Below are 25708 nucleotides of genomic sequence, written 5' to 3' on the forward strand. Positions count from 1 at the left end.
GACAACGTCCTGTAACACTTCGCCGTAGTTGCGCAGGTCGGAGACGGGTTTAATATTAGGCATACAGCTCAACTCCTTTCTCTCCTTAGTATACCCCAGGCCGCTGTAAAATTCAACATAAAATTTTACGAAATCCCCGCTTGGCACAGGTCTGTCAGCGCCAGTGCGATTTTGTAGTTTTTCGCCGAAGCTGATAAATCAGGGCTTGACGGGCTTCAAACTGGCAAGTGGGGTTGTATGGAAGGGCTGTATACACGTCTGTGCTAACCGGCGATAATTGACATTTCGGGTTGGCGTTGGCACTCCCTTTGGCATAATAAATCACCCCACTTGCTAGATCATATACCATACTTGTCTAACAAATGGGGTGCAGTTCAGTTCTCCGGGGCTCCTTTTGGGTATCTACAGCGGCTTTGTTCAACTCTTTTGTAGATTATTTGACCACCTTGTTTCCACTAATACAAGAGAATTTTTACCGCTCCTCACCCCGGCCTTCTGATAAGCTCAAACTGGGCGTTTTTGTCGATAAAATCATCGAACATGACCCCCTGAGCCAGCACGTCCCGGAAGGCCCGCTGGATGCCGTAGACATCCGCGCCGTACCGGTTCACCCCGGCAATCAGGTTGTCATAGTGCCGGTCGTCGCCGCAGGAGATCACCTTTGCGTCCTGGGCGTGTTCAGGCGCCACATCGGTGATCCGATTCCGCACTGCGGGGTCGGAGTTGACAAAGAAGGTCTTGGCTTCGAAGCCCAAGCCGTTCCAGCCGCAGACCAGGCTGAACACGTCGCATTCCCCCTGGCTGGACATCTCCTGGTACCGGGCGGTGACGCTGTCGAAGACCTCCTCCAGACTGTCCTGGCAGTCCCCCTTCAGGGTAAAATCCACATTCAGGTAGTCCTGAAACAGGTAGTAGTTGTCGTCAACGGCCCCCGACAGGCCGATTATCACATATTCGTTCAGCTTAAAAACTTTTCGGAAATTATGCAGTACGCTGCCGCTGCTCAGCTTCAGCTGCTGCTCGCCGCAGACCAGGGCGAACTGGTCGCAGATGACCGCCTGGACTAAACTCATGGCACTGTGTTCCTCCTTGTACAAAAAAGGGTACTGCCCGGGACTCCCAGACAGTACCTCTTTGCGTTACGCCTGTGACGACGCCGCCCCGCCAAAGGTCTCGATGGCCTGAGCGGTCTCGGCCCGCTTCTCCTCGATGGCCTCCTTCAGGATCATATCCTTCACCTTCATCAGCCGAATGGTGTTGGAGCGCTCATTTTCATCCAGCTTCATGGTGATATACTTGATATTGGCCTGCATCTCGGGGATCTTCACGTACTCCAGGGCGTTGACCCGGCGGCGGGTCTTCTCAATCTCCTCCGCCAGCAGCTGGGAGGTCTTCTCGATCTCCGCCAGCTTCAGCATGTCGCTGAACACCCGGGACAGGGCATCCACGGCGTCGTCCAGCTCGCCGCTGGTCTGGGCGAAGGCGTAGGGATAGACCTCGCCGGGGTCCTGGCTGCTGGTGCGGAACTGGTACTGGGGCACATCCACCGACATGATGTTCTGGAAGGTCATGTCCAGCTCCACGCTCTGCTTGGGGTAGAGCAGCGACTGCTCCAGCATCTCCGGGGACATGAGGGCGGCGGCCACGGTAAAGGCGCCGTGGGCCCGCATCAGCTCCTCCTCAACCCGCTTGCGCAGAGCGCGGTTCTCCCGGACCACGTCCATGAACTGCTTCATCAGCTCATCCCGTTTGTCCTTGAGCAGCTTGTGGCCCCGCATGGAGGTGCGCAGACGGGTTTTCAGCCGGTTCAGCTCCTGTCGGGTTGGGTTTATAGTTGCGGAAGGCATTTATACCCCCCCTTGATCCTTCTTGGGCATATACTTCTCGATATACTCGGGCTTGATCCGCTTCAGCTCGCCCCGGGGCAGGATGGACAGCAGGTCCCAGCCCAGGTCCAGGGTCTCCTGAATGGAGCGGTTCTCCTCGGGCCCCTGAGCCACGTACCGCTTCTCAAACTCGTCGGCAAACTTGGCGTACAGCAGGTCGGTGGGGGACAGGGCCGCCTCGCCCAGAATGGACATCAGCTCCTTGTTCTCCTTACCAGTGGAGTAGGCGGCAAAGAGCTGGTTCATGGTGTTGGCGTGGTCCTCCCGGGTCTTGCCGGGACCCACGCCCTTGTCCTTCAGACGGGACAGGGAGGGGGACACGTCGATGGGCGGGATAATGCCCTTGCGGTACAGCTCCCGGGAGAGGATGATCTGCCCCTCGGTGATGTATCCGGTCAGGTCGGGGATGGGGTGGGTCTTGTCGTCCTCGGGCATGGTGAGGATGGGAATCATGGTGATGGACCCCTCCTTGCCCAGCTGACGGCCGGCCCGCTCGTACATGGTGGCCAGGTCGGTGTACAGGTAGCCGGGGTAGCCGCGGCGGCCCGGGACCTCCTTCTTGGCGGCGGACACCTCGCGCAGGGCCTCGGCGTAGTTGGTGATATCGGTGAGGATGACCAGCACGTGCATCCCCTTCTCAAAGGCCAGGTACTCCGCGGCAGTGAGGGCCATACGGGGAGTTGCGATACGCTCCACGGCGGGATCGTTGGCCAGGTTGGTGAACAGGACGGTGCGGTCGATGGCGCCGGTGCGGCGGAACTCCTCCACGAAGAAGTTAGACTCCTCGAAGGTGATGCCGATGGCGGCGAAGACCACGGCGAAGTTGGAGGCGCCGTCCAGCACCTTGGCCTGGCGGGCGATCTGGGCGGCCAGGTTGGCGTGGGGCAGGCCGGAGCCGGAGAAAATGGGCAGCTTCTGGCCGCGGACCAGGGTATTCAGTCCGTCGATGGCGGAGATGCCCGTCTGAATAAACTCGTTGGGGTAGTCCCGGGCGGCGGGGTTCATGGCCAGGCCGTTAATATCCCGGTATTCATCGGCCAGGATGGCGGGGCCGCCGTCCATGGGCTGGCCCATGCCGTTGAAGACCCGGCCCAGCATATCGCCGGACACGGCCAGCTGGAGGGGGTGGCCCAGGAAGCGGATCTTGGACTCGGCCAGGTTGATGCCGGCGGAGGCCTCGAACAGCTGGACCACGGCGGTGTCGCCGTTGACCTCCAGCACCTTACAGCGGCGGACGGTGCCGTCGGAGAGCTCGATCTCGGCCAGCTCGTCATAGGTGACGCCCTGGACCCGGTTGACCACCATCAGGGGGCCGGAGATCTCTTGGATGGTTTTATATTCACGAATCACAGTGCATCCGCTCCTTTCTCCCCAATTTCGGCAATCTCCTTCTCCATCTGAGCCTGGAGGGCGGCGTAGTTCTCCTTGTACTCCTCAGGCAGGACGGACTTGGCCCGGCCGATGCCCTCCCGGGAGGGGATCTCAAACAGCGCGGCGAGGGAACCGCCCTTCTCGGCGGCAGCCCGGCACTGGCTGTCGTAGTCCCGGATCAGGGCCAGCATCCTGGCCTGCCGGTCGTACTCGGAGTAGGAGTCAATATCCACGAAGGAGTTCTGCTGGAGGAAGTCCTCCCGGATGACCTTGGCGGTCTCCAGGGTGATCTGGTCCTTGGCGGACAGGGAGTCCTTGCCCACCAGCTGGACGATCTCGTTCAGGCTCTCCTCCTCCTGGAGGACGGCCATAGCCCACTCCCGGTTCAGGAGGAAGTCCTTGCCCAGGTTCTCATCGTACCAGGATTTCAGGGAGTCCAGATACAGGGAGTAGGAGTTGAGCCAGTTGATGGCGGGGAAGTGGCGGCGGTAGGCCAGGGAGGCGTCCAGGGCCCAGAACACCTTGACGATCCGCATGGTGGCCTGAGAGACGGGCTCGGACAGGTCGCCGCCCGGAGGGGAGACCGCGCCCACGGCGGTCAGGCTGCCCCGGCGGTCCTCGTCGGAGCCCAGGCAGGAGACGGAGCCGGCCCGCTCGTAGAACTGGGCCAGACGGGAGGACAGGTAGGCGGGGTAGCCCTCCTCGCCGGGCATCTCCTCCAGACGTCCGGACATCTCGCGCAGAGCCTCGGCCCAGCGGGAGGTGGAGTCGGCGATGACGGCCACGGCGTAGCCCATGTCCCGGAAGTACTCGGCGATGGTAATGCCGGTGTAGATGGAGGCCTCACGGGCGGCCACCGGCATGTCGGAGGTGTTGGCGATAAGGACGGTCCGCTTCATCAGGGACTCGCCGGTGCGGGGGTCCACCAGCTCGGGGAACTCCCGGAGCACGTCGGTCATCTCGTTGCCCCGCTCGCCGCAGCCGATGTAGACCACCAGGTCCACGTCGGACCACTTGGCCAGGGCGTGCTGCATCACCGTCTTGCCGCTGCCGAAGGGGCCGGGGATGGCGGCGGTGCCCCCCTTGGCCACGGGGAAGAAGGTGTCCACGATCCGCTGGCCGGACTGGAGAGGGATCACCGGGGGGTACTTGTGCTTGTAGGGGCGGCCCACACGAACGGGCCACTTCTGCATCATGGTCAGCTCGTGCTTCTGGCCCTTCTCGTCCACCAGCACGGCGATCTTGTCCAGCACAGTGAAGGAGCCGGACTGGATGGACTCAATGGTGCCGCTCATTCTGGGGGGGATCATGATCTTGTGGAGGATGGAGGGGGTCTCCTGGACGGTGCCGATGATATCGCCGCCCACCACCTGATCGCCGGCCTTGACTACAGGGGTGAAGTCCCACTTCTTCTCCCGGTCCAGGGCAGGCACCTCCACGCCGCGGGGCAGGTTGTTGCCCTTGACCTTCTGCATAATGACCTCCAGCGGACGCTGGATGCCGTCGTAAATGTTCTCGATCAGGCCGGGGCCCAGCTCCACGGACAGCGGGGCGCCGGTGGTGACCACGTCGGCGCCGGGGCCCAGGCCGGAGGTCTCCTCATAGACCTGGATGGAGGCGGAGCCGCCGGTCATGGTGAGGATCTCACCAATCAGACGCTGCTCGCCCACACGGACCACGTCGGCCATGTTGGCCTCCTCCATGCCGGTGGCCACCACCAGCGGGCCGGAGACCTTAACAATTTTTCCCATAGGCTTTGCAAACCTTCTTTCTGGGTTGATTTTTACTTCCAATGCTTCTCAATCATCGTCCGCAGAGGCTATTTGCGCCGCCGGAACACTCCAGCCAGCACAATGCCCGCCCCGACCAGGACGATGCCTCCAATCAGTCCGGCTGATCCGCCGACAAACTGGAGTACGCAAATACCCGCAATCAACAGGAGCACACCGATGATCTCACTGGCGCCCATGGTCGATCACTCCTTAATTTACAGAATATCCGCGCCGACCGCCCGCTCCACAGCGGTTTTCACGTTGGCCATACCGATGCCCAGGGAGCCCTCCTTGCCGGGAACCAGGATAATGGCGGGGGTGAGGGCGTCCTTGTAGCGGGCAATCTCCTGGGGGAGCTGGGCGGCCAGCTGCTCGGTCATATAGATGATGGCGTAGTTCTCCTTCGCCATACGGTGGAGGGCCTCCCGGGCCTGCTCGGGGGAGTCCACAGGGCAGACCTCCAGCCCCAGGGCCTTAAAGCCCAGCACGCTGTCCTTGTCGCCCATCACAGCGATTTTATACATCTGCGCGGCCCCCCTTACACATAGGTTTCCCGGAGCCGGGCGCGAATGGTGTCCCCATCCAGCCCTGCCGCCCGTCCGGCGAAGATGGCCCGGATGGCGGTAAACTCCAGCTCTTTGGCGTACAGGTAGCCGATCACCGTCTCCTCCCCGAAGGGGATGCGGCGGGCGGCGGCCAGGTAGTTGGTGAGGGCGTTGTCGCACTCCCGCTCAAAGGCGGTGAGGGACTCCCCTCCGGGTACGGCCAGCTTGGCCCCCAGCTCGGCAGCCTGGGACAGGGGGCCGGACCGGAACACCTCCCCCAGGGCCTCTCCCCGGGCGGCGGCAATGGACCCCTCGGACACATTTCCGCCGGGCAGCAGCACCTGCCGCAGGAAGTCGCCCTCCTTGCCCATGCGGTGGACCCGGACGGCGGTGCGCAGGTTGGCCACGTCCACCGACAGGCGCACATAGCCCTGGAGGAAGGGGCTCTCCAGCTCCTTTGCCAGCTGGGCCATCTCGCCGTAGCAGGCCCGGTCCAGGATCAGATCGGCCTGCTGGGGGTCGCCCCCCTCTGCCAGAGCGGTCTTGGCCTGGGTCATAGCCCTTTTAAAGGTCTCGCTGACGCCGCTGAGGGCCTCCCGCTTCCAGCCGTCCCACAGCTGGGCCGGGTCGTACCGTCCGCCGGCCAGCAGCAGCCGCTCCGGGTCGGCGCCCACGGCCTGGGCCTTGAGCACCGTCTTGGCGTTGTGATAGTCGTATTTGATCTGAAACACTTCCACCAGCCGGGGGTCAGGGGCCCCCTGCTCCATGTCCTTGAACACCTGGGCCCGCGCCTGAGCCAGCGCTTCGTCCAGCCCGGCGGCGTCGTTGTAGCCGCACTCGGCCAGCAGCTTCATAGCCTCAGCGTTGTCCCGGGCCTCAATCATCCGGTCCATCCGCTCCCGGGTCAGCAGGCGGTTCTCCATGGCCCGGATCCGCGCGGAAATGGCCAGATAGTCAGTATCTTTTTTGCGGTGGGACAAAGTATCCCTCCTCTCCGGCCGGGTCCGCAGCGACCCGGCCCGGTATTTTTGAAATGTTGCATACGACGAGGCGTTAAGCGAACAGCGCGTCAGCCACCGTCTTCTCCATCTGCTCCCGCTGGAGGCGGACCAGAGTTTCGAAGGCACAGTTGATCTCCACATCGCCGTCCACCATGATAAAGCCGCCCTTGATGTCCCGGGTCTCCTCGCTGAGGGTCAGGCCCGCGCCGGTGACGATGGCGGTGGTGTTGTGGATCAGCTTATCCATCAGGGTCCCCATGCGGGACTTGGTGACCTCCTCGGGCAGGCCGGGGGCCCGCTCCTTGATCAGGGCGTCGTTGGCGGCCATGACCACCTGCTTGCCCACGGTGTTCCGGTCCTTCTGGGAGAAGATCAGCTGCTCCTTGCCGGAGGTGGAGGCCTCCAGGGCCAGCTTGGTCAGCAGGGCGATGTACTCCTTTTCAGGCAGGGTACACAGCTTCTCCAGGGCCAGGGAAAAGGCCTCCCCCAGCACCTCCTGCTTGGCGGCCAGCTCTAGCTTGCGCCGCTCCATCTGAGAGGCGGACGCCAGACGCTCCTGCCGCTCGGCGGCGGCCATGCGTCCCTTTTCCACAATATCGCCGGCCTCCGCCTGAGCCTGGGTCTGGGCGTCGCTCAGGATGGCCTCCGCCTTCGCGTTCGTCTCCGCCGTCAGCCGGTCAATGTCGGCCTGGGCGTCCTGGGCGATTTTGGCGGTAATTTTTTCGATTCCTTCCATATGTCCGTCCCCTTAGAACTGCAGCAGCATCAGCATGGAGGCCAGCAGAGACAGGATGGCGTAGAATTCCACAATGCCGCACAGGATCAGGCCCTTGGACCAGTCGTCCGGCTTTTTAGCCAGAATGTTGATGGAACCGGCGGCAACCCGGCCCTGAGCAATGGCGGAGAGCAGACCGCCCAGCGCCATGGGCATACAGGCGGCAAAGTAGGCCATGCCCCGGGAGACGGTCATGGTGGACAGCATCGCGTCGAAGTCGCCGCCCAGCAGACCCATGCTGTTGATGGCGAAGAACCACACCACCATGCCGTACAGACCCTGGGTACCGGGGAGCAGCTGCAGGACCATGACCTTACCGGACTTGCTGGGGTCCTCGCTGAGCAGGCCGGTACCGGCCTCGCCGGCGATGCCGGTGCCCTTGGCGGAGCCCACGCAGCTCAGGCCCACCGCCAGGCCAGCGCCCAACAGGGCCAGAGCCAGGCCGCCAAAGCCGCCGAAGAGAGTTCCCAGCTGTGTTGCTTCCAGAGCCAATGCAGTGTCAATCATGATATTTTCCTCCTCTTATTTTACTACCTTGTAGTATTTGGTATCAAGATCCAGGGGACGGAAGGGCTTTCCGCCGTCCTCATAGAACCGTCCGAAGTACTCCAGACATTGCAGACGCATGTCATGGACAAAGCAGCCCAGAATATTCAGGGCAAAGTTCAGCGCGTTGCCCACCATGGCGATGATAAAGAACGCAATCACGTTGCCGGTCATTGCGCCCAAGGTATTGAACACCTGGGCGGTGACCGCGCCGGCCAGCATCAGTGCCATCAGGCGGGAGTAGGACAGAATGTCGCTGAAATAGCCGGTGACGTTGTTGTACAGCGAGCCAAAAATGCCCATCAGCTTGCCTACGACGCCCTTCTTGCCATAGCCTTGGGTCAGCACGAGAACGGCCAGTATCCCGATGACGCAGGGGGTGACCTGTCCGGTCAGCGCGGCGGCTCCCGCCAGGATGAACACCAGGAACCAGGCGCCCTCGCTGCACAGGGCGGCCATGGTCTCGCCCGCCTTGATCTGCTTGTACATACTCACCGCCATACCGGTGAAAATTTGCAGGACGCCCAGGACCAGCGCCCCCACCAGCACATTGACCGCCTTGTCCAGGGGGTCAAACAGCTTGGGCAGGGCGTAGTCCGCCGCCTCCCCGCCGCTGAGGATGGCCCGCAGCTGGGGGATCAGGTCCCCGAAGAAGCCGCCGGTAGCCGCACCCCACAGGAAGGTGCTCACACCGCACAGCCCCAGCAGAGGCATCATGTACCGCATGGTGGCCCCGTCGGGCTGGGCCTTTTTGATGACCACCACAGCGGCGATCATCATCACCAGGCCGTAGCCCATGTCCGCCATCATCATCCCGTAGAACAGGATAAAGAAGGGGGCCATCAGGGGGTTGGGGTCCAGGCTCCCATAGGCGGGCAGGGAGTACATATCCGTCACCATATTCAGCGGCTTTGTGAACCAATTGTTTTTCAGCTTGACCGGGATCTGGGGGTAGTCCTCCGGGGCGGGGTCGGTCACCTCGCAGGCGCAGGGGTAGGCCCCCAGTGCCCTGCTCAGCTCCGGCCAGCTCTCCTCCGGGACCCAGCCCTCCAACAGGAAGGTCTGCCCCGTCTCCAGCAGACTGCCCCGGGACTCCTCCCGGCTGATCTCCACGCCGGCCAGGTCGGACAGCTGCCGCAGGGGGGCGTTGAGCTCGCCCATGCCCCTCAGCTGCTCCTCAATGGAGGCGGCCTCCTTCTCCAGAGCCTTGGCCTCCTGGGCCAGCCGGTTCAGGTTGTCCGACGCAGTCCCCGTCCAGTCCCGCAGGTTGGCCCGGGACCAGCCCAGGGCCTTCAGTGCCTCCAGGACCCCCTCCTGCTGGCTGCTGTGGCACACCAGCATACAGTAATTGGAGTCCCTGTCGGCGGACACCTGGGTCAGCTGAGCCAGCTCTCCGGCGGCCTGTACCTCTCCCTCCGCCAGTCCCATGGGGACGGAGGCGGGCAGGGTCCCCAGCTGAACGGTCACCTGGCTGGTGGACCCCGTCTCCAGGGGCAGGTCCAGGCTCATCCAGGGGAGGAGCGCCAGGCGCTGGCCCTCCAGCTTGTTCTCCTGAGCGTGGATGGCGGCCAGCCGGCGGTCCAGCAGGTTGACCTGCCGGGCCGCCTCCCGCGCCTTTTGGGCACGGGTCTGGTCCAGCAGCTCATTCTCCCGGACGCCGGGTCTGGGCGAGAGCAGTCCCTTCTTGGCAGGGGCGTACCGCTTGAGCACCTCCAGGGCCCGCTCCGCCTGGTTCTTTTCCTCCTGGGCCGCAGCCAGACCGCCGGTCTCCGGAGGGACCAGAGTGGCCCACAGGGGGTCCTCCGGGTCCGCCTCGGGCTGGACGATCTCCACACAGCCCATGTGCTGGAGCAGACGGAGCAGCTCCTCCCGGTCGCCGGTCATGCCCACCATGCGCAGGCGCTTCATTTTTACGATAGCCATTACCGTTCCACGACCCTTCCAACAATGAGCTGCGCGGCCTCTTTCAGCCGCCCGCGGGCATTTTGCTTCAGTGTCTCGCAGTCCTGGGCGGCCCGCTCCAGCGCCGCCTGAGTCGCCTGGGCGGCCTGTTCCTCCGCCTGGGCCATCATCTGGCGGGCCTCCTCACGGGCCTGCTGTCGGGCCTGCTCCACAATCTGCTTTGCCTCCCGCTGGGCCTCTGCCAGCCGCTGCTTGGCTTGGGACGCCGCGGCCTCCCGGTCTGCCTTGGCCTTGGCCTCGGCTTGGGCTACCGTCTGTATCGCTTCCAATGCCATGTTTTCACCACCTTTTTTGCATCAGAGAATAAAGGTATTCGCTATTCTTTATTTTAGTAAACTTCGCCAAAAAATTCAAGTCCTTTTTCTTGGCTTTTAACCGGTCAAATCCCGGCGATTGCCCGTTTTTTTGAACTTTTCTTTTTGACGGCAAAAAATGTCCGGCGAAGGGGACTTCGCCGGACGCCTTGCAGAACCCGTCATCCTGGAGCGCCGGAGCGCTGCTGTCAATTCCGCATTTTAGGGGACAACCGCCTGGAACAGCTGGCTTCCCTCCGTACGGGCGCCGGCGATGGACACCAGCCGCTCCGTCCCGCCGGTGATCCCCGCCGGCTCCAGCAGGTCCGGGAGGGGAGGCAGCAGACCGTCCTCATCCATCCACACCCGGAAGGCGTAGCCCTCCAGCAGCGCCCCGGTAACGCCGCTGCTGGTCTCCGCCCCGGTGAGGGTGTCCCGCCCCACCCGCAGGGATATCTTAGTCCCATAGGGCTCCACCGCCTGCTGAATTTGGGTCAGAAGGGACTCCAGCCGGGGGGTGAACTGGGCGGCGTCGTAGTTCTCCCCCCTGGTGATGTGGTCCAGCTTGCCCGCAGTGGGGAAGGCAAACTGCTCCAGCACGATCTCGTCGAAGCCCAGCCCGGCCAGCTCTCCGCACAGCGCGGCGATATAGCCCTGGGCGTCCTCCTGAGCGGGGCTGAGCCAGCGCAGGCCCAACTCGTCCCGCCAGTTGCCCCCGCTGACCCGCAACGCCAGCTTATTGTAGTAGTAGGGGATGCTGTTGTCCCGGAAGCAGCACACCCGGGCGATGGTGTACACCTCCCCCTGGTTCCACTGGGCCAGGGCGTCGCTGTTGGCCTGACTGCCGTTCACCTGGGCCCGGTCCGCCTCCGCCCGACCGCTGTGCCAGGCCAGACGGCCCTCCTGGTCCTTCACCTCCAGGATCAGCGCCTGGGCCCCCGCCTGGGCCAGCTTTTCGGCGGCGGCTCCGCTGACCACGTCGCTCACCGGCAGCTCCAGGGCAAAGCCGGCGGGCTCCTCCAGCTCGGAGACGGGCTCGCTCACGCTGCCTGACGGGTCCTCGGTAAAGCTGACGTCGCTGAGATCAGGGGGCGTGTTCGACTCCGCCGGCTCCGGCTCCTCCCGCTCCCAGCGCAGGAACTGCAAAAAGGGGGGCAGCTCCAGCTTGGCGCCCTCGTCGGTGTAGACCACGTAGCGCTGAAGGTAAAAAATGCCCCCCAGCACCACCACCACCAGCACCGCCAGCACGGCAGCGATGAATTTTAAAATGTCCGTTATCGTCCGGCGGCCCCGGTAACCGCCCACATCACGGTTGTAGCGGCCCATCCTTTTCCCCCCATGTTCTGGAATCCTCCGGCCAGCGCGGGCCGGGACGCAAAGCCCAATGGGTACTGTTTTAAAAGCGATTTATTATATCAGGTTTTCGCCCGTTTTACAACAGGCGATCCCCAATAAAAATCTTAATTTTCCTTTGATTTTTTCTAAAATATTCTTTTTTATCCCTTAAATCACCATGCCGCCGTCCACACAGACCACCTGGCCGGTGAGAAAGGAGGCCCGCTCCGACGCCAGGAACTGGATCACCTCCGCCACCTCCGGTCCCTGCCCGACCCGGCACAGGGGGGCCTCCTCCCCCAGCTGGGCCAGGATATCGGGGGGCAGATGGCGGTTCATATCCGTGTCGATGACCCCAGGGGCCACGCAGTTGACCCGAATCTGAGAGGGGCCCAGCTCCTTGGCCAGGGCCCGGGTCAGCCCGATCACCCCGGCCTTGGCAGCGGAGTAGGGGACCTCGCAGGAGCCGCCGGTGACCCCCCACATGGAGGACACCGTTACAATGGCCCCCCGTTTCCGCCGCACCATGCCGGGCACCGCGGCCCGAACGGTGTAAAAGACCCCGTCCAGATCGGTCCCCATCAGCCGCCGCCACTGACTGTCCGTGGTGTCGGTGAGCAGCTGCTGGGGCAGAGCGATCCCTGCGCTGCACACCAGGGCGTCCAGAGGGCCCAGGGCGGCCTCCGCCTCCCGCACCAGCCCCTCCGCCTCCTCTGAGCGGGACACGTCCGCCTGGATGGGGACGGCCCGGACCCCCAGGGCGGTCAGCTCCCGGACCAGCCCCCGGGCCGCCTCCCCGCTGGCGTTGTAGTTGACCGCCACATCCCAGCCCTCCCGGGCAAAGACGCGGGCCGCCGCCGCCCCGATGCCCCGGGACCCGCCGGTAATCAGCACAGAGTTGGACATAAATCGGCCTCCCTCACACGAATACCCCCTGGACTAAAATCATATAGAACACTGTGGCCCCGAAGATGGACAGCAGGTCGTTGCCCTTCCAGAGGTGGAGGACCACCGCCGCCAGCCCGGCCAGCAGCGGGGGGACCCAGCCCGCAGGGGAGGCGAAGGAGACCCCCTTCAGGCAGTAGACGATAAGCATGGCGATAATGGCGGGGGGCAGCACCTTACCCAGGTAGAGGACAATGCGGGGCGGCCGCTCTCCCCGGTCGAAGAGCAGGAAGGGCAGGGCCCGGGTTAGAAAGGTGACCCCGGCCATCACGGCGATGGAGGCCAGGGTCTGGGCGGGGGTCAGGGGCATGGCTTCTCCTCCTCTCTTGTCTCTCCGGTGTCCAGCCGGGGCCGCAGCAGGGTCAGGGCAATAACAATGACGGCCAGAGCGGGCAGGAGCATATCCTCCGCCCCCACCGCCAGCAGGCTGGCCAGGGTTGCCCCGCCCCCCAGCAGAGCGGGCAGGTGGCTGTCGGCGCTCCGCCACTGGCCCACGGCGATGACCAGGAACAGGGCGGTCATGGCGAAATCGACCCCCGTGGTGTCAAAGCCCAGGGCCGACCCCAGCAGGGAGCCGACAGCCGACCCCAGGATCCAGTAGCTCTGGTTCAGCAGCGACACCAGAAAGAAGAAGTCGTGCTCGTCAACTCCCTCCGGGGCCCGTGCGGAGGAGAGCAGGGCATAGGTCTCGTCGGTGAGGGAAAAGATCATATAGAGCTTCCGCCGCCCCATGCCCCGGAACTTCTCCAGCATGGACAGGCCGTAGACCAGGTGGCGGAAGTTGATCATCAGGGTCAAGAAAGCCGTCTGGGGCAGGGAGGCCCCCGCCGCCAGCAGGGACACCCCCAGGTACTGGCCGGAGCCGGCATAGATCACCGCGCTCATCAGCACCGCCCAGCCAACCCCATAGCCGGCGGATTGCAGCATCAGCCCAAAGGCCATTCCAATGGCCAGATAGCCCATGAGCACAGGGACCGTCACCGGAAAGGCGGCGGCCAGGGTCTTTCGGTCCATGGCGGAAACACCTCTATCTCATCTCTCAGCAGTTTTCCCCTATTCTACTCGATTTTCCCCCCGGACGCAAGCCTCTGCGTTAAGACAGGATAAAGTTTTTTCAACCATCTTGATTTTTTGGATTTGCCCTCTATAATATGTATCAATATCTTCATTGCCCCGGAGGAATCCCTATGAACCGGCTGTTGTTTATCTATAATCCCACCTCCGGCACCGGGCAGGTGAAGGGGGCCCTGGCCGACGTGCTGGACGTGTTCGCCAAGGCGGGCTGGATCACCACCGCCTACCCAACCCAGTGCAAGGGGGACGCCGTGCGCATCGCCCGGGAGATGGGCCCCCAGTTTGACCGGGTCGTCTGCGCCGGAGGGGACGGGACCCTCAGCGAGACCGCCGGAGGGCTGATGGACCTGAAGGACCCGCCCCCCCTGGGCTACATCCCCTTCGGCTCCACCAACGACTGCGCCACGACCCTCCGCCTGCCCCGCAAGCCCCGGGAAGCCGCTCTGGTGGCCGCGGGCACCGGCGTTCCCATGCCGATGGACATCGGCCTGCTCCAGGACCGCCCCTTCGTCTATGTGGCCGCCTTCGGCGCGTTTACCAAGGTGGCTTACGACACCCCCCAGGAGCTGAAAAACACCTTCGGACACCTGGCCTATATCTTCGCCGGCATCGCCTCCCTGCCCACCATCGCCCCCTACCACCTGAAGTTGGAGTTTGACGGCCAGGCGCTGGAGGACGACTTCTACTTCGGCATGGTGAGCAACTCCCAGTCCATCGGCGGCATCCGGCCTCCCAAGGCGGAACAGGTGGTGCTGGACGACGGCCTGTTTGAGGTGACCCTGGTGAAAAAGCCCCTGAATGTCACCGATCTCACCGACGGACTCCAGGCGCTGGTCAACCTCTCCCCCGCCGACCACTCGGGGGCGCTGGTCCAGTTCCAGGCCCGGCAGCTCACCTTCTCCTGCCAGCAGCCCCTCTCCTGGACCGCCGACGGCGAGTTCGGCGGCAGCCAGTGCGTCAGTCAGGTGGTCAACCGCCAAAAGGCTCTGAACATCATCCGCCCCAAGTCCCCCTGAACTTCAAAGAGCCTCTGCCCTGCAGCAACATAAACCGCCCCCGACGAAATAGTCAGTCGGGGGCGGCATTTATTATGTTCATGTCTGAAAAATATGCTGCGGGCTGTCAGCGAATAGCCGTATAGACAACCTCTCCGTCCATGGAATCTGCATAAACCCTACTGATAAAGTAGCCTTTCATCATTTTCGCAAAAAACACATCTCCCGAATTGGATGTGACCTTTAATATTCTGTAAAACTCATTTGGAACATCCTCCACCTGGGATATCTGGTCAGATATGGCCCGTTCTAATGTAGTACACAAACTCTGTGCAGTCCGTTCCGAACAGCCGCAAATATCCACCAGCCCCTGCACCGCATCCTGATTCTCCATTATTGTCTCCTCCTTTTCCAGCGAGTCATCTATAATCTCCGCCGTACCATCGCTCAGGTCCGGCAGTTGCTGCGCAGACTCTAATATGGCGGAACACCCGCCTATGGTCAAAAGCAGCAAGAGCGTGATAACATATTTCATAATAGATGTTCTCCCATTGCTTCCCACAAAGCAACTATTTTTTCCCCTCAAACCACCGGGCATCCACCTCGACCGCCTGATCCTGATAGGCACGGAAAGCCTCGCTGCTGCTCATACCATAATCCACCATAAAGTCTTCCTGCGATCTATAGTTATTAAAACTCTCTTCCCATTTCTGAATCGTATCGGCAGTAACAACATATTTCTCTGGATGCCTGACCGCCTCCCGCTGATAATAGTGGCGCATCTCGTGGGCAACTGTGGATACCAGATCGTAAGACAGGAATCCATTCTTATCTCCCTCGCTCAGGACCCATTCATTAATGGCGACAACATCACCATTCTGTGAATAGTAGCCCATGGTAACATATCCGTTCTCTGACTCCTTGTAATCCCACTGGATCGTTACAGGTGGAAGGCCCATAATGCCCGAGATGCGGGAGATATACTCCTGCAAAATTTCTTTTCGTTCCTCCAAGGAGGCTTTTTTCCAGGTTTTCTCTGAGAAGCGCTCCTCTTTGCGCAGTTTTGTGGCCTCATTGCGCATATACAGGTCCATTTCTCGTTCCTGCCGCTGGGTCACCGGTTCTCCTTCTACGCGCTCTTGCTTTTCCGCTTTTATAAGCCCAAGTTGGACAAGTGCAGAGCGTAGATTCTCCTTAATTGTCTGAAGCAACTGGTTGATTTGATCGCTCTCCTGGCTCTGGGCAACAAATTTGTCATTGCACAGGCTGGTCAGCTTTGTCTCCGTCTCCTTGTACTTTCTGGCGATTTGGGCCAGGGCGCCGCCAAAGGTCTCCATTTTGGCGGCCTCGCTCAAAATCTGTTCGCTCGCCTCCTTCAACATAAGGTCTAACCGTCTCTGTGCCACAATTTTCATGCTTAACCGTACGGATATGCTGCTGACCGTTTTGTTATAGTCCCGTAGAGTCTGGGCCAGCTGAATGATGGAGGCAGACTCCTTCTCCAGACGATCTGGACATACACTAATTACGCTCATAATTCTCTCCTTTTTGAATGGCATTTCCATGCAGGCGTGCAACAACCTCTGTCACCGCGTTCACACAGTCTGCTTTGTTGGGGGCGGATACGAAAATATGTTCTCCTTCCTGGCGGAACAGAAGCTGCTGCGTACCATTGGAATAAATCTCAAAAATCCGTTCTATTCTCTTTACCCCGTTCTGAAAAAAGGTGAATGTCCACTCCTTCTCGTATCCAGACTCCCCCCACTTCTTGCGGACTTCGTCCAGTTCCTCCCATGTACACCCCTCTAGTTCCTTGGTCTCGGAGTTCAAAAACGGGTTTAAAAAACTGGCAGTCGCACCAATCAGATAGGGTAGAAATGGCAACCACATAATTTGACAGGCTTCATCCATGATGAACAGCACGATGGCGTCCTCTTTGAAGTAGGCCGCAAATCGTTTTCTCCGTCCCTCAATGACATAGGCCGAATCAGCCTGCTTCATAACCGAGAGAAGAAAGTTCAGCTCATCCTCCAGAAAGTATTTTCCTTCTTCGTCCTGATGCAAATACTCCTTTTGCACTAAGCCTTCCAAGGATTTGGCCAGTCCCGTCAACTCCTCCAAAGTCGGCAGCGCCTCGAATCCCGCAAGCTGCGGCAGTTCAAAAAACACACGCAGAAACTGAAACTCCGCTTCTGATACAGTGAATACCATGCTTTCCATCCTTTCTGTAAGTTCTTTGGTTGGTCCATATTATAAAATAATTCCGCCTTGTTTGTTGTTTATTTCGATAAAAGGCACTTTATATCGGATGTATGACAGGTCTTTCCTCTAAAGCTGGGACCGCATCTATCTGCGCAGGGTCTCCTGAGCCATTTCAATGAACCGCTGGCCGAAGTGGGACAGGTAGCGCCCCTCCCGGTAGCCCGCCACCAGTTTGCTGAACATGGACGGGTCGGTGAGGGGGAACAGGTCCACGCCCACCGAGCCCGGCGTGGGGGCGGGGATGGCCCGCAGAAACAGTTCTGGGCAGATGGTGACTCCGATGCCCGCCTGGGCCATTGCCAGGGTCGTGACGGTGTTCTCCGTCTCCAGGATCAGCTGGGGCTTGAAGAAATACCGGCTGAAATACTGGTCCACAATGCTGCGGGTCCGGTTGCCCCGCTTAATGAGCACGAAGGGCAGCTGCTCAAAGGCCTGGATGTCCGCCCCCTGGGCAAACTGCCGCCGCCGCTCCTCTGCCTGGGCCCCGAAGAGGCGGTCGGTAAAGGTCTTGGGCACCACCATCACCAGCTGCTGCTCAGTCAGCGGGACGGTGGCCGCCCCCTCCATGATAATGGGCTGGAAACAGATAATCAGGTCAACTCTGCTGTGGGACAGCTCGTCCTCCAGCTGGTTGGAGTTGCCCTCAAAGAGAGAAAAATCCACCTGGGGGAACTCGGCCCGGAATTGGGGCAGAATATCGGGCAGCAGAGCCAGGCCGCAGGTGTGGGAGATGCCAACCCGCAACACCCCCAAATACTGCTTGTTGATGTCCCCCACCTTGGACAGATACTGGCTGTGCAGGTCCAGGATCTGGGTCGCGGTGTCCACCAGCAGCCCCCCCGCATAGGTGAGGGACAGCTTGGGCGACCGGGTGAACAGCTTCACGTCCAGCTCCCGCTCCAAATTGCCGATGTGGTTGGACAGGGACTGCTGGGAGATGTACAGCCGCTCCGCCGCCCGGGTGATGTTCAGCTCCTCGGCCACCATCAGGAAGTATTTCAGATGTTGAAAGTTCACAAAACCATCCATCCTTTTTTGGAAGATACTCCATTTTACCACAACGAAACGATTGTGGCAACCCTCAACAAAAAGATACTTCCCAAACCGGCGAAAATATGGCATAATGGTGAACAGTAAGAGTATGAAATGGGCTCTGCCCAAAAAAATTCACAAAAAAGGAAGGAATGTTGGTTTATGAAATGTCTCATTATTGATGTGGTCTCCTCCGCCATTGCGGCTGAGCTGGGCAAGTATATGGAGGTTGACACCAAGATCCTCCCCACCCAGGCGGAGCTGGCCTCCATGATCGGTGACTACGAGGTCCTGATTATGCGCGTGGACCCCGCCATCAACAAGGAGATCCTGGACGCCGCCAAGAAGCTGAAGATCATCGGCGTGTGCTCCGTGGGCCTGAACCACATCGACATGAACACCGCCAAGGAGAAGGGCATCCAGGTCTTCAACGCCCCCGGCCTCAACGACAACGCCGTGGCCGAGCTGACCATCTCCAAAATGCTGGATATCTCCCGCTGCACCATCCCCGCCTGCACCGACGTGAAGGTGAACAAGAACTGGGATAAGTATAAGTTCATGGGCCGTGAGCTGCGGGGCAAGACCCTGGGCATCCTGGGCTTCGGCCGTGTGGGACAGCGGGTTGCCAAGCTGGCCCACGCCTTCCAGATGTACGTGGTGGCCTATGACCCCTACCTCCCCGAGTATATCTTTGACCAGGAGGCCACCAGGGGCGTCAGCGTGGAGGAGCTGCTGAAGGTGTCTGACTTCGTCACCATCCATATGCCCCTCACCCCCGAGACCAAGGACCTGTTTAACGCCAAGTCCATTGCCGGCATGAAGGACGGCGCCGTGGTGCTGAATATGGCCCGGGGCGGCATCGTCAACGAGCAGGATATGTACGAGGCCCTCAAGTCCGGCAAGCTGGGCGGCTTCGCCACCGACGTGATGGCCAACGAGCTGGCTGCCGGCGGGCTCACCGAGGGCGCGGGCTTTGACTCCCCCCTCTTCGAGTGCGAGAACTTCATCGTGACCCCCCATCTGGGCGCCCAGACCGAGGACGCCGCCCGGGCCATTGGCCTGCACATCATCGGCAAGGTGAAGGCCGCGCTGGACCTGAAATAAATCCATCTGCCCACATTGGGACCGTCCTCCGGGATGGTCCCTTTGATTTTGCCCGATTTCGGGAAATTGGATATCCCTCCTTGCAACCGGACGGCGGATATAGTAAAATATAACAATACCGCGCCTCCCTGGAGGGGGGGCGCAAATAAAGACAAGCGGGGTGTTGACACACATGAGCGATGTACTACAGGAATTTCAGGAATCCCAGCGCGTTCTGGAGGAAATCCGGCAGCAGGAGGACCAGCTGGCCGGACAGCTGACCGCCCTATGCCGGCAGTGCCAGGACGGCCAGTGGCTGATGGATGGCAGCGCGGAGCGGACGGCGGCGGAGCTGTTCCAGCTGGTGGCTGCACAAAAGAGGCTGCTGGCCCGGCACCAGGAGCTGCTGGAGGGCAGTCTGAACCTGGCCCAGGCGAAGGACCTGCTGGGGCAGGAGCTGGAGCGGCAGCAGGCCTGTCAGCGGGATCAGCAGCTGCTCCGCCGGTTCTGCGCCCTGGAGACCACCGACAGCAGTCTGGCCCTTCTGCTCCCCCAGCGCAAGGAGCGTCTGCGGAAGCTGGTCCAGGAGGACGGGGAGGAGAAACAGCGCTGGCTGGACGCCTGTCAGCTGCTGCTGGAGCAGGTGGGCGCCCCCGACGTGGCCCGCAGTCAGGAGACCCTCACCGCCTTTCTGGACACCCTGGGGGTTGAATTTCTCACCGGCCTCCATGGCGGCAAGCTGACCCTGCCCGACGGCGAGGAGGAGCCAACGGAGATGCCGAAGCCCGCCCCGGCTCCGCCGCCCCAGCAGGAGAAGCCGCCGGAGTCCAAGCCCGCCCCCTCGCCGCCCCAGCAGGAAAAGCCCCCGGCCCCGCCGCCGGAGCCCCCGCGCCCCCAGACCGACCCCAATCTAACCTTTGAGGGTCCCAAGCGAAAACAGGAGCCCTCCAGCAAACGCTTGGCGGAATTGCTGAAAAAAGGAGACATGAGGGATATCCTAGTTGATCTGTTCAATTATATGGTGGTGGCGGACTGGCTAATCTGCTTCCAAAAACCGCAGCTGACTAACTTTCTGTCTAACCTAGTGCGGGACGGCTGGCTGACCAAAATCACCTGGCAGGGAGAGACGTACCAAGTTTTTTACCAAGCCTCCTCTAAACTGTGTGCAGGTATAAAAAAGCAGAGCCTTCAAGACATTCTGCGGAGAATGGATTTGCCAAGGCCTGTGAAGTTTCTGACTGCTTTCAGGGAAGAAGATATTACGTGCGCATTATTAGAACACGCCTGTACAGTCCAGCGGGCAATAGAGATGCTCCACAAGGACACCCGGCTGAAGGACTGGAAAATGGAGGTACTTGCGGTCCGGGAAATGTGCGCGCGGTATCAGCTTCAGATGAAGTTTTTCCCGGATTTTGGGATGGACAGCAAGGCAGGTGAGGTGTTCCGCTATATGGTCTCTCTGGAGGGGCTGGACAACCCGGAAGATATCCGTACTCTGCTGACCACCCCCGAGTCCAGCGCCCCCGACTTCGCCGTCCCCAATATGGTGTGGGCGGTGATTCCCCGGGAAGAGGACATCCCCAGGTGGATGGACCGGCTGGAGGACTGGGAGCTGCCCCTGCCCGAGTGGATCGCTCTGGACACCCCGGAAAGCTACTTCCTGCCCGACGGGACCAAAAAGAACCTGCTGGAGCTTTTCCCCTCCGCTTCTCCCACGCCTCCCGCTCCCCCTACCCCTCCCGTACCGCCTACGCCTCCCGTACCGCCCACGCCTCCCGTACCGCCCACGCCTCCCGTACCGCCCACGCCTCCTGTGCCCCCCACGCCTTCCGTGCCGCCTACCCCTCCCCAGCCTCACTCTGACCTGTTCGACCTGGACAAGCCCTCTGTGGACCTGGCGGAGCAGGCGGCCCAGTGGGCGGCGGCGGAGAAATTTCCCCTGGCCCTGTGCCTGCTGCGCACCGGGGCGGAGTTTGACCCCTCCCTCACCGGCGTCCAGATGCAGCTGGCCTACGCCCTGGACGACCCCATGGAGAGCTGCGAGTATCTCAGCAGCCGCCTGTCCGACGTGTACGCCGCCCCCTGCGAGGGTATCTGGGAGGCCGTGTTCCAGGACCTGCGGGTGAGCGCCTACCTGCGCATGGCCCTGTCCAGCGCAGTGAGTCAGAACTATTTCCAGTCCGCCGATTCCCTCCAGGGCTTTGCCGGAGACGACGTGCTGCCCTCCCTGCGCCAGGCCTTCCGCCTGCTCAGCCAGTTCATCCGGGAGCAGCGCCGGGGGATGGACCGGCAGATCATCCGCCAGATCCGCCACCAGGGGGATGTGAGTATGCGCCTGAACGAGCTGGGGGCTCTGGCCCAGGAGACCCGGGGCCGGAAATGGAATGAGATCAACGCCAAAATGGATCGCATCAAGGACCTGTTCGACCTGCTCTTCGGCAGCCAGAGCGAGCTGATGGAGCGGCTGAAAATCATTGAGGAAAAGGACATTGCCCACCGGGACCAGGTCGCCTCCTTCTGCGAAAAGAACCACCTGCTCAACGACCACGGCGAGCCCGACCCCAACGGCATCAGCAGCTATATTGACCGGGGCTGGCAGTCGACGCCCGCCAAGCGGGGCAAAAACAGCGTCCTCACCGGCGCCGCCCGAAACCAGGCGCTGAACCGGATGTCCAGCTGCATAGACCTGTGCGCCCAGTGGCTGGATCAGACCGGCGGCGGGACTCTGAAGGACAACTCGGAGGTAGACCGCTGGCACCATCAGCTCATCGACTATCTGAGCCAGGCCCAGGTGGAGCTGGAGAACCAGAAGGCGGGGGCCTCCAGCATCTGCGAACAGGGGGCCAAGGCGGTGCTGGGCCAGACCCTCCAGGAGCTGCTGGATATGCTCCAGGGCGACGCCCCCTCCCGTGAGTTCTACTATGTGGAATTTCTGCGCACCGGGTACATGGAGCTGGACGCCGGGTACCGCCCCGTGCTGGAGCCGGTGCGGTACATGATCCCCGGCTACGAGCCCTGGGAGCGGCTGCGGCTTCACGACCAGGCTATGGCGCAGAGCCCCGGCCTGAGCTGGGACACGGCGGTGGAGCGGATCCTGGGGGGCGACGAGAGTCAGCCCGACTTCCGAAACTTCGGCTCCGCCCTGCTGATCCAGCGCCTGTGTGAGCTTCACGGCAATATGCCGCCCCGCCTGGCCGACGCCCGGCTGGAGGAGGACGACCGCAAAACCCTCACCAAGGTGACCGACATGGAGAACCGCTTCCGGGCGGAGCTGGAGCTGGCCGCCGCCTACGGTCAGATCGAGGACAACGCCCACAAGGAGCGGCTGGTCACCGCCATCACCAAACAGCAGCGGGAGCACTTCAACGAGTCCCGCAACTGGGGCAGCTACTTCTCCATGATGCGGGCCTGTCTGGAGGCGGTGCGCAAAAACGCCGAGCGTCTGGAGCCCCGATACCGCTATGAGTTCGACCAGCTCAAGCAGACCACGCCCCCCTGCCCCATCTTCGACGATATCGAGAGGCTGCTCAACGACAAGATGTTCAGCGTGGCCCACGACTATATGCAGTTGGTGCGCAATGAGCACATCACCCAGGCCCCGGAGGGCAACGTGCTCCAGCAATCCAAGGAAGAGGACAATCTGCTCCGCTTCCTCAGCGCCTACAGCACCCTCCAGCGCCGCAGCGCCGAGCGGAACGACAAAGAACCCCTGTACAACCTGTTTCGAAGCCTGAACAGCGGCGAGGCGGGGGAGGACGCGGAAAAGCTGCTGCGTGCCTGGCCTCAGAACGGGCAGAGCGACCTGGAGCAGATGAAGACCCTCTTCCAGGCCTTGGCCTTCCCCGCCTCCCGGGTGGAGGCCCGCCGGGGCGGCCTGTTCCGGATCGAGATGAATGCCTCCACTGCCAACGTGTTCAGCTACCCCCACCCCATCGCCGCCTACGGAACCGAGCTCTTCCCCGCTCCGGATCGGGGAGGCAACTCGGGGCTGGATGTGTACATCCTCAACGGGAGGAAGACTGTGGAGGAGCTGGAGCTGAAGATCAACGCCCTGAACCTGGCCAGCCGTCCCACCATCTTCCTGCTCAACTACTCCATCCCCCTGGCTGACCGGCGGGAGCTGGCCCGCAGGCTGAAGCAGGGCAGCGCCCACCCCTCGGTGGCCATTGTGGTGGACCGGGTCCTGATGCTCTTCCTGGCCCGCTACCCCCAGGCGGAGCGGGCGCGGGTCCTGCTGCAGTGCGCCATGCCCTTCCACTCCTGCAACCCCTACACCGAGGGCAACATCGCCCCGGAGATGTTCATGGGCCGGGATACCCAGCTGGTGGAAATTTTAAGCAACGGCCAGGCCAACATTATCTATGGCGGCCGCCAGCTGGGCAAGACCGCTCTGCTGCGCCGGGCCGCCTCCCTGGTGGACGACCGGGCCAAGGGCTGCTGGGCCATCTACACCGATAAGATGTGCCGCCTGGACCATGAGGCGGCCCTGGCGGAGGTATACAAGTGCCTGTGCCAGGAGGGATTTTTAGAGCGGGCCGCCCCGCCCCAGGACTGGGGTGCGCTGTGTGACCGCATTCAGGAGCGGATGGACAGGCCGGGCAGCCAGGTCAAGCGCTTCCTCCTTCTGCTGGACGAGGCCGACCGCTTCCTGGAGACCAGCAGCGCCCTGCGCTACCGGCCGGTGGAGTGCCTGTACCAGCTGGAGACGGCCACCAACGGGCGCTTCAAGTTCGTGCTGGCCGGCCTGCACAGCGTCATGCGCTTCTCCCGGGAGGGCACCAAGGGCAACAGTGTGCTGGGCAAGCTCAGCTCCCGGACCATCAAGCCCCTCACCTTCCCGGAGGCCAGTCAGCTGCTGGAGCTCCCCCTGTACTACCTGGGCTTCCGCATGAAGCCGGAGCAGAATGTGCTGCTGTCCCAGATTTTGCTCAGCTGCAACTACTACCCCGGCCTGATCCAGTTCTACTGCCGCCAGCTGGTGGACTCCCTGCGGACCCGGCGGGCAGGAGAGGAGCCCATGCCCCCCTATCAGCTGGACGAGGCCACCATCCGCAGCCTGCTCCAGAAGGAGGACTTTGTGGAGCAGATCCGCAACAAGTTCTTCATAACCCTGGACGTGGAGGAGGACAAGCTCTACTACCGGTCCCTGGCCTACTGCCTGGCCTACTGCTACTACGACTCCAGCGAGGACAGCGTGGAGGGCTATACCTTTGAGCAGATCCAAGAGGTGTACGAGGGCTTTGAGATCCGCAGCCTGTGCGAGCTGGAGCCCAAGAGCGTGAAGATCCTTCTGTCCGAGATGGAGGAGCTGAACGTCCTCATGCAGATGGACGGGCGCTACTCCTTCAACGGCGCCAACTTCCGCCACATGATGGGGGACGAGGAGACCATTATGACGGAGCTGGACCGGCTGAACCGGCTGGGAGGTGACCAGGCATGAGTCATCTCGCCCAGCTCTGGTGGAGCCAGTTCCACGGCCCCGCCCAGTTCCTGGACCGCTTCTGCCGGGAGGCGGCCCTGGGGGGCTGCTTCTTCCTGCGGCACACCCAGGAGATCCCCTGGTACTTCCAGTTTCAGGAGCTGGTCCTGGAGAGCCTCCAGCGGGAGGTGGGCCACTTCCGCCAGGAGGAGCCGGAGGACCTGCCGGAGGACGGCTCCCCCCAGTGGTTCGTGGAGCGCTTTTTGCCCCAGCAGGCCTCTAACTTTCTGTCCACCACCAAGCTGTCCGCCTTTCTGGCCCAGACCGGCGGCCTGCGGGGGCGGGTCGTCTGGCTGCGGACCTGCGACCCGGACCAGCTGGCCCTGTGGCTGGAGCAGCTGTCCCAGCTTGCGGTCACTCCGGCGGCCAGGGAGACCATCTTCATTCTGGAGGGGCGCAGTCCCATCCCGACCCGGCGCAAGGTGAAGCTCTTTGACGCCGATGGGGCTTTCAGCCCCTTTGACGCGGTGCAGCTGTGTACCATCGCCGCCAACGAGACCCCGTGCCGCGAGCTGCTCAAGCCCTACCTCACCCACCTGCTGGACCAGCTGTGCGGCCCGGAGCCGGGTCTGGTGGAGCTGCTGCTGGACCAGAGGGAGGAGCTGGCCCGGGATCCCCAGTCCGCCGCCGCCTGCCTGGACCTGGACGCCGAGACCCTGGACCGCCGGGTCCGCCGGGCCCAGATGATCCTGCTGCTGCCCATTGCGGAGGATATGCGGGTCCATCTGCTGACTCAGCTCCAGGACCAGTGCCAGAAGCTGCTCCCCTTTGCGGAGATGATCGGGACCCACACCAACACCTATGAACAGGTCTTCGAGCTGGAGGTGCGTCACCTGCGCAACTTTAAGCGCAACGGCCAGCTCCAGATGACCGACAGTCAGTGGTCCGTGGCCCAGGCCGCCTACGACGCGGGCAACCACTTCCGCCATAATATGAGCCCCATGGCCTTCCCCCAGGTGGAACAGCTGCTCCAGCTGGCGGAGACCCTCCGCTGACCCTGCGTGTGGGTTCTGCGGCCACACATGGAGCGGGACGGCCACGCTCCGCGCCCGCCGCAGGAGCGCACAAGCGGCGAAGCCGCTTGCCCCCTTTGGCAAAGGGGGGGCTGAGCGAAGCGAGGGCGGGGGATTGTCTTAGGAAATCTGCTTCTATTTGAGCTTTTAAGTAGAAGCAGTGCCTGCAAGTCAATCCCCACCCGCTTCGCGGGAGCCCCTTTTCAAAGGGGCCTGACCGCCTGCGGGCGGGACGAGGGATGGGCCCTGCGGAGCAGGGCCCCACAAGCGGCGAAGCCGCTTGCCCCCTTTGGCAAAGGGGGCCCCTGAGCGAAGCGAGGGCGGGGGATTGTCTTAGGA

At 62.0% G+C, this 25708-nt stretch carries 23 protein-coding genes; 4 read left to right on the forward strand and 19 right to left on the reverse strand.

The window, feature by feature from the left end:
• Positions 1 to 482 precede the first annotated feature (482 nt).
• From D1646_RS02525 to D1646_RS02595, 15 genes are all read right to left on the reverse strand, one after another.
• Positions 483 to 1073, reverse strand: a complete 591-nt coding sequence (locus tag D1646_RS02525) for a hypothetical protein (RefSeq protein ID WP_160634929.1) — start codon at positions 1071 to 1073, stop codon at positions 483 to 485.
• A 66-nt stretch (positions 1074 to 1139) separates the two neighbouring features.
• Entirely contained in the window at positions 1140 to 1847 is a 708-nt protein-coding gene (locus tag D1646_RS02530) for a V-type ATP synthase subunit D (RefSeq protein WP_160634930.1), read from the reverse strand.
• Positions 1848 to 3236, reverse strand: coding sequence for a V-type ATP synthase subunit B (locus D1646_RS02535; protein WP_160634931.1), 1389 nt, complete (start codon positions 3234 to 3236; stop codon positions 1848 to 1850).
• A complete protein-coding gene (locus D1646_RS02540) occupies positions 3233 to 5008 on the reverse strand; it encodes a V-type ATP synthase subunit A (RefSeq protein ID WP_160634932.1) in 1776 nt (591 codons plus the stop codon). Before D1646_RS02540 ends, D1646_RS02535 begins: the two co-directional genes overlap by 4 nt.
• A gap of 68 nt (positions 5009 to 5076) precedes the next feature.
• Positions 5077 to 5226 (reverse strand): hypothetical protein, encoded by a 150-nt coding sequence (locus tag D1646_RS02545; RefSeq protein ID WP_160634933.1) that lies wholly within the window; start codon positions 5224 to 5226, stop codon positions 5077 to 5079.
• Between the two features lie 18 nt (positions 5227 to 5244).
• The gene (locus D1646_RS02550) at positions 5245 to 5553 is read right to left on the reverse strand and encodes a V-type ATP synthase subunit F (protein WP_160634934.1); all 309 of its coding nucleotides are present in this window, start codon (positions 5551 to 5553) and stop codon (positions 5245 to 5247) included.
• A gap of 14 nt (positions 5554 to 5567) precedes the next feature.
• Complete coding sequence (locus D1646_RS02555; RefSeq protein WP_160634935.1) at positions 5568 to 6554, reverse strand: V-type ATPase subunit; 987 nt, start codon at positions 6552 to 6554, stop codon at positions 5568 to 5570.
• Positions 6555 to 6627: 73 nt separating this feature from the next.
• A complete protein-coding gene (locus D1646_RS02560; protein ID WP_160634936.1) occupies positions 6628 to 7311 on the reverse strand; it encodes a V-type ATP synthase subunit E family protein in 684 nt (227 codons plus the stop codon).
• A gap of 12 nt (positions 7312 to 7323) precedes the next feature.
• Positions 7324 to 7857, reverse strand: a complete 534-nt coding sequence (locus D1646_RS02565; protein ID WP_160634937.1) for a V-type ATP synthase subunit K — start codon at positions 7855 to 7857, stop codon at positions 7324 to 7326.
• Positions 7858 to 7872: 15 nt separating this feature from the next.
• Complete coding sequence (locus D1646_RS02570; protein WP_160634938.1) at positions 7873 to 9819, reverse strand: V-type ATP synthase subunit I; 1947 nt, start codon at positions 9817 to 9819, stop codon at positions 7873 to 7875.
• The gene (locus D1646_RS02575; RefSeq protein ID WP_160634939.1) at positions 9819 to 10133 is read right to left on the reverse strand and encodes a hypothetical protein; all 315 of its coding nucleotides are present in this window, start codon (positions 10131 to 10133) and stop codon (positions 9819 to 9821) included. Before D1646_RS02575 ends, D1646_RS02570 begins: the two co-directional genes overlap by 1 nt.
• A 240-nt stretch (positions 10134 to 10373) precedes the next feature.
• Positions 10374 to 11477 (reverse strand): putative glycoside hydrolase, encoded by a 1104-nt coding sequence (locus D1646_RS02580; protein WP_160634940.1) that lies wholly within the window; start codon positions 11475 to 11477, stop codon positions 10374 to 10376.
• A 177-nt stretch (positions 11478 to 11654) separates the two neighbouring features.
• A complete protein-coding gene (gene fabG, locus D1646_RS02585) occupies positions 11655 to 12392 on the reverse strand; it encodes a 3-oxoacyl-ACP reductase FabG (RefSeq protein ID WP_160634941.1) in 738 nt (245 codons plus the stop codon).
• A gap of 13 nt (positions 12393 to 12405) precedes the next feature.
• The gene (locus D1646_RS02590) at positions 12406 to 12741 is read right to left on the reverse strand and encodes an AzlD domain-containing protein (RefSeq protein WP_160634942.1); all 336 of its coding nucleotides are present in this window, start codon (positions 12739 to 12741) and stop codon (positions 12406 to 12408) included.
• Positions 12732 to 13445: an AzlC family ABC transporter permease gene (locus tag D1646_RS02595; protein ID WP_160634943.1), complete on the reverse strand. Its 714-nt coding sequence runs from the start codon at positions 13443 to 13445 to the stop codon at positions 12732 to 12734. The genes D1646_RS02590 and D1646_RS02595 overlap by 10 nt, the downstream gene beginning before the upstream one ends.
• Before the next feature lie 173 nt (positions 13446 to 13618).
• Between D1646_RS02595 and D1646_RS02600 the strand changes: the two genes are divergently transcribed.
• Positions 13619 to 14521: a YegS/Rv2252/BmrU family lipid kinase gene (locus tag D1646_RS02600; RefSeq protein ID WP_160634944.1), complete on the forward strand. Its 903-nt coding sequence runs from the start codon at positions 13619 to 13621 to the stop codon at positions 14519 to 14521.
• Between the two features lie 106 nt (positions 14522 to 14627).
• Here the strand turns inward: D1646_RS02600 and D1646_RS02605 are convergent, their stop codons facing one another.
• From D1646_RS02605 to D1646_RS02620, 4 genes are all read right to left on the reverse strand, one after another.
• A complete protein-coding gene (locus D1646_RS02605) occupies positions 14628 to 15035 on the reverse strand; it encodes a hypothetical protein (protein WP_160634945.1) in 408 nt (135 codons plus the stop codon).
• A 34-nt stretch (positions 15036 to 15069) separates the two neighbouring features.
• Entirely contained in the window at positions 15070 to 16035 is a 966-nt protein-coding gene (locus tag D1646_RS02610; protein ID WP_160634946.1) for a hypothetical protein, read from the reverse strand.
• Positions 16022 to 16711, reverse strand: coding sequence for a hypothetical protein (locus tag D1646_RS02615; RefSeq protein ID WP_160634947.1), 690 nt, complete (start codon positions 16709 to 16711; stop codon positions 16022 to 16024). Before D1646_RS02615 ends, D1646_RS02610 begins: the two co-directional genes overlap by 14 nt.
• Positions 16712 to 16846: 135 nt before the next feature.
• Positions 16847 to 17779 (reverse strand): LysR family transcriptional regulator, encoded by a 933-nt coding sequence (locus D1646_RS02620; protein ID WP_160634948.1) that lies wholly within the window; start codon positions 17777 to 17779, stop codon positions 16847 to 16849.
• Between the two features lie 177 nt (positions 17780 to 17956).
• On the opposite strand from D1646_RS02620, the gene D1646_RS02625 reads away from it, so the two are divergent.
• The 3 genes from D1646_RS02625 (at position 17957) to D1646_RS02635 (ending at position 25351) form a co-directional block, all read left to right on the forward strand.
• Positions 17957 to 18898 carry a D-2-hydroxyacid dehydrogenase gene (locus tag D1646_RS02625; protein ID WP_160634949.1) on the forward strand — a complete coding sequence of 314 codons (942 nt, stop codon included), beginning with the start codon at positions 17957 to 17959 and terminating at the stop codon, positions 18896 to 18898.
• Between the two features lie 172 nt (positions 18899 to 19070).
• Positions 19071 to 24317 carry a phage tail tape measure protein gene (locus tag D1646_RS22600; protein ID WP_201754526.1) on the forward strand — a complete coding sequence of 1749 codons (5247 nt, stop codon included), beginning with the start codon at positions 19071 to 19073 and terminating at the stop codon, positions 24315 to 24317.
• Positions 24314 to 25351, forward strand: a complete 1038-nt coding sequence (locus tag D1646_RS02635; protein WP_160634950.1) for a hypothetical protein — start codon at positions 24314 to 24316, stop codon at positions 25349 to 25351. Before D1646_RS22600 ends, D1646_RS02635 begins: the two co-directional genes overlap by 4 nt.
• The last annotated feature ends 357 nt before the right edge of the window (positions 25352 to 25708 follow it).

This window comes from Pseudoflavonifractor sp. 60 (assembly GCF_009911645.1).
Taxonomy (GTDB): Bacteria; Bacillota; Clostridia; order Oscillospirales; family Oscillospiraceae; genus Lawsonibacter.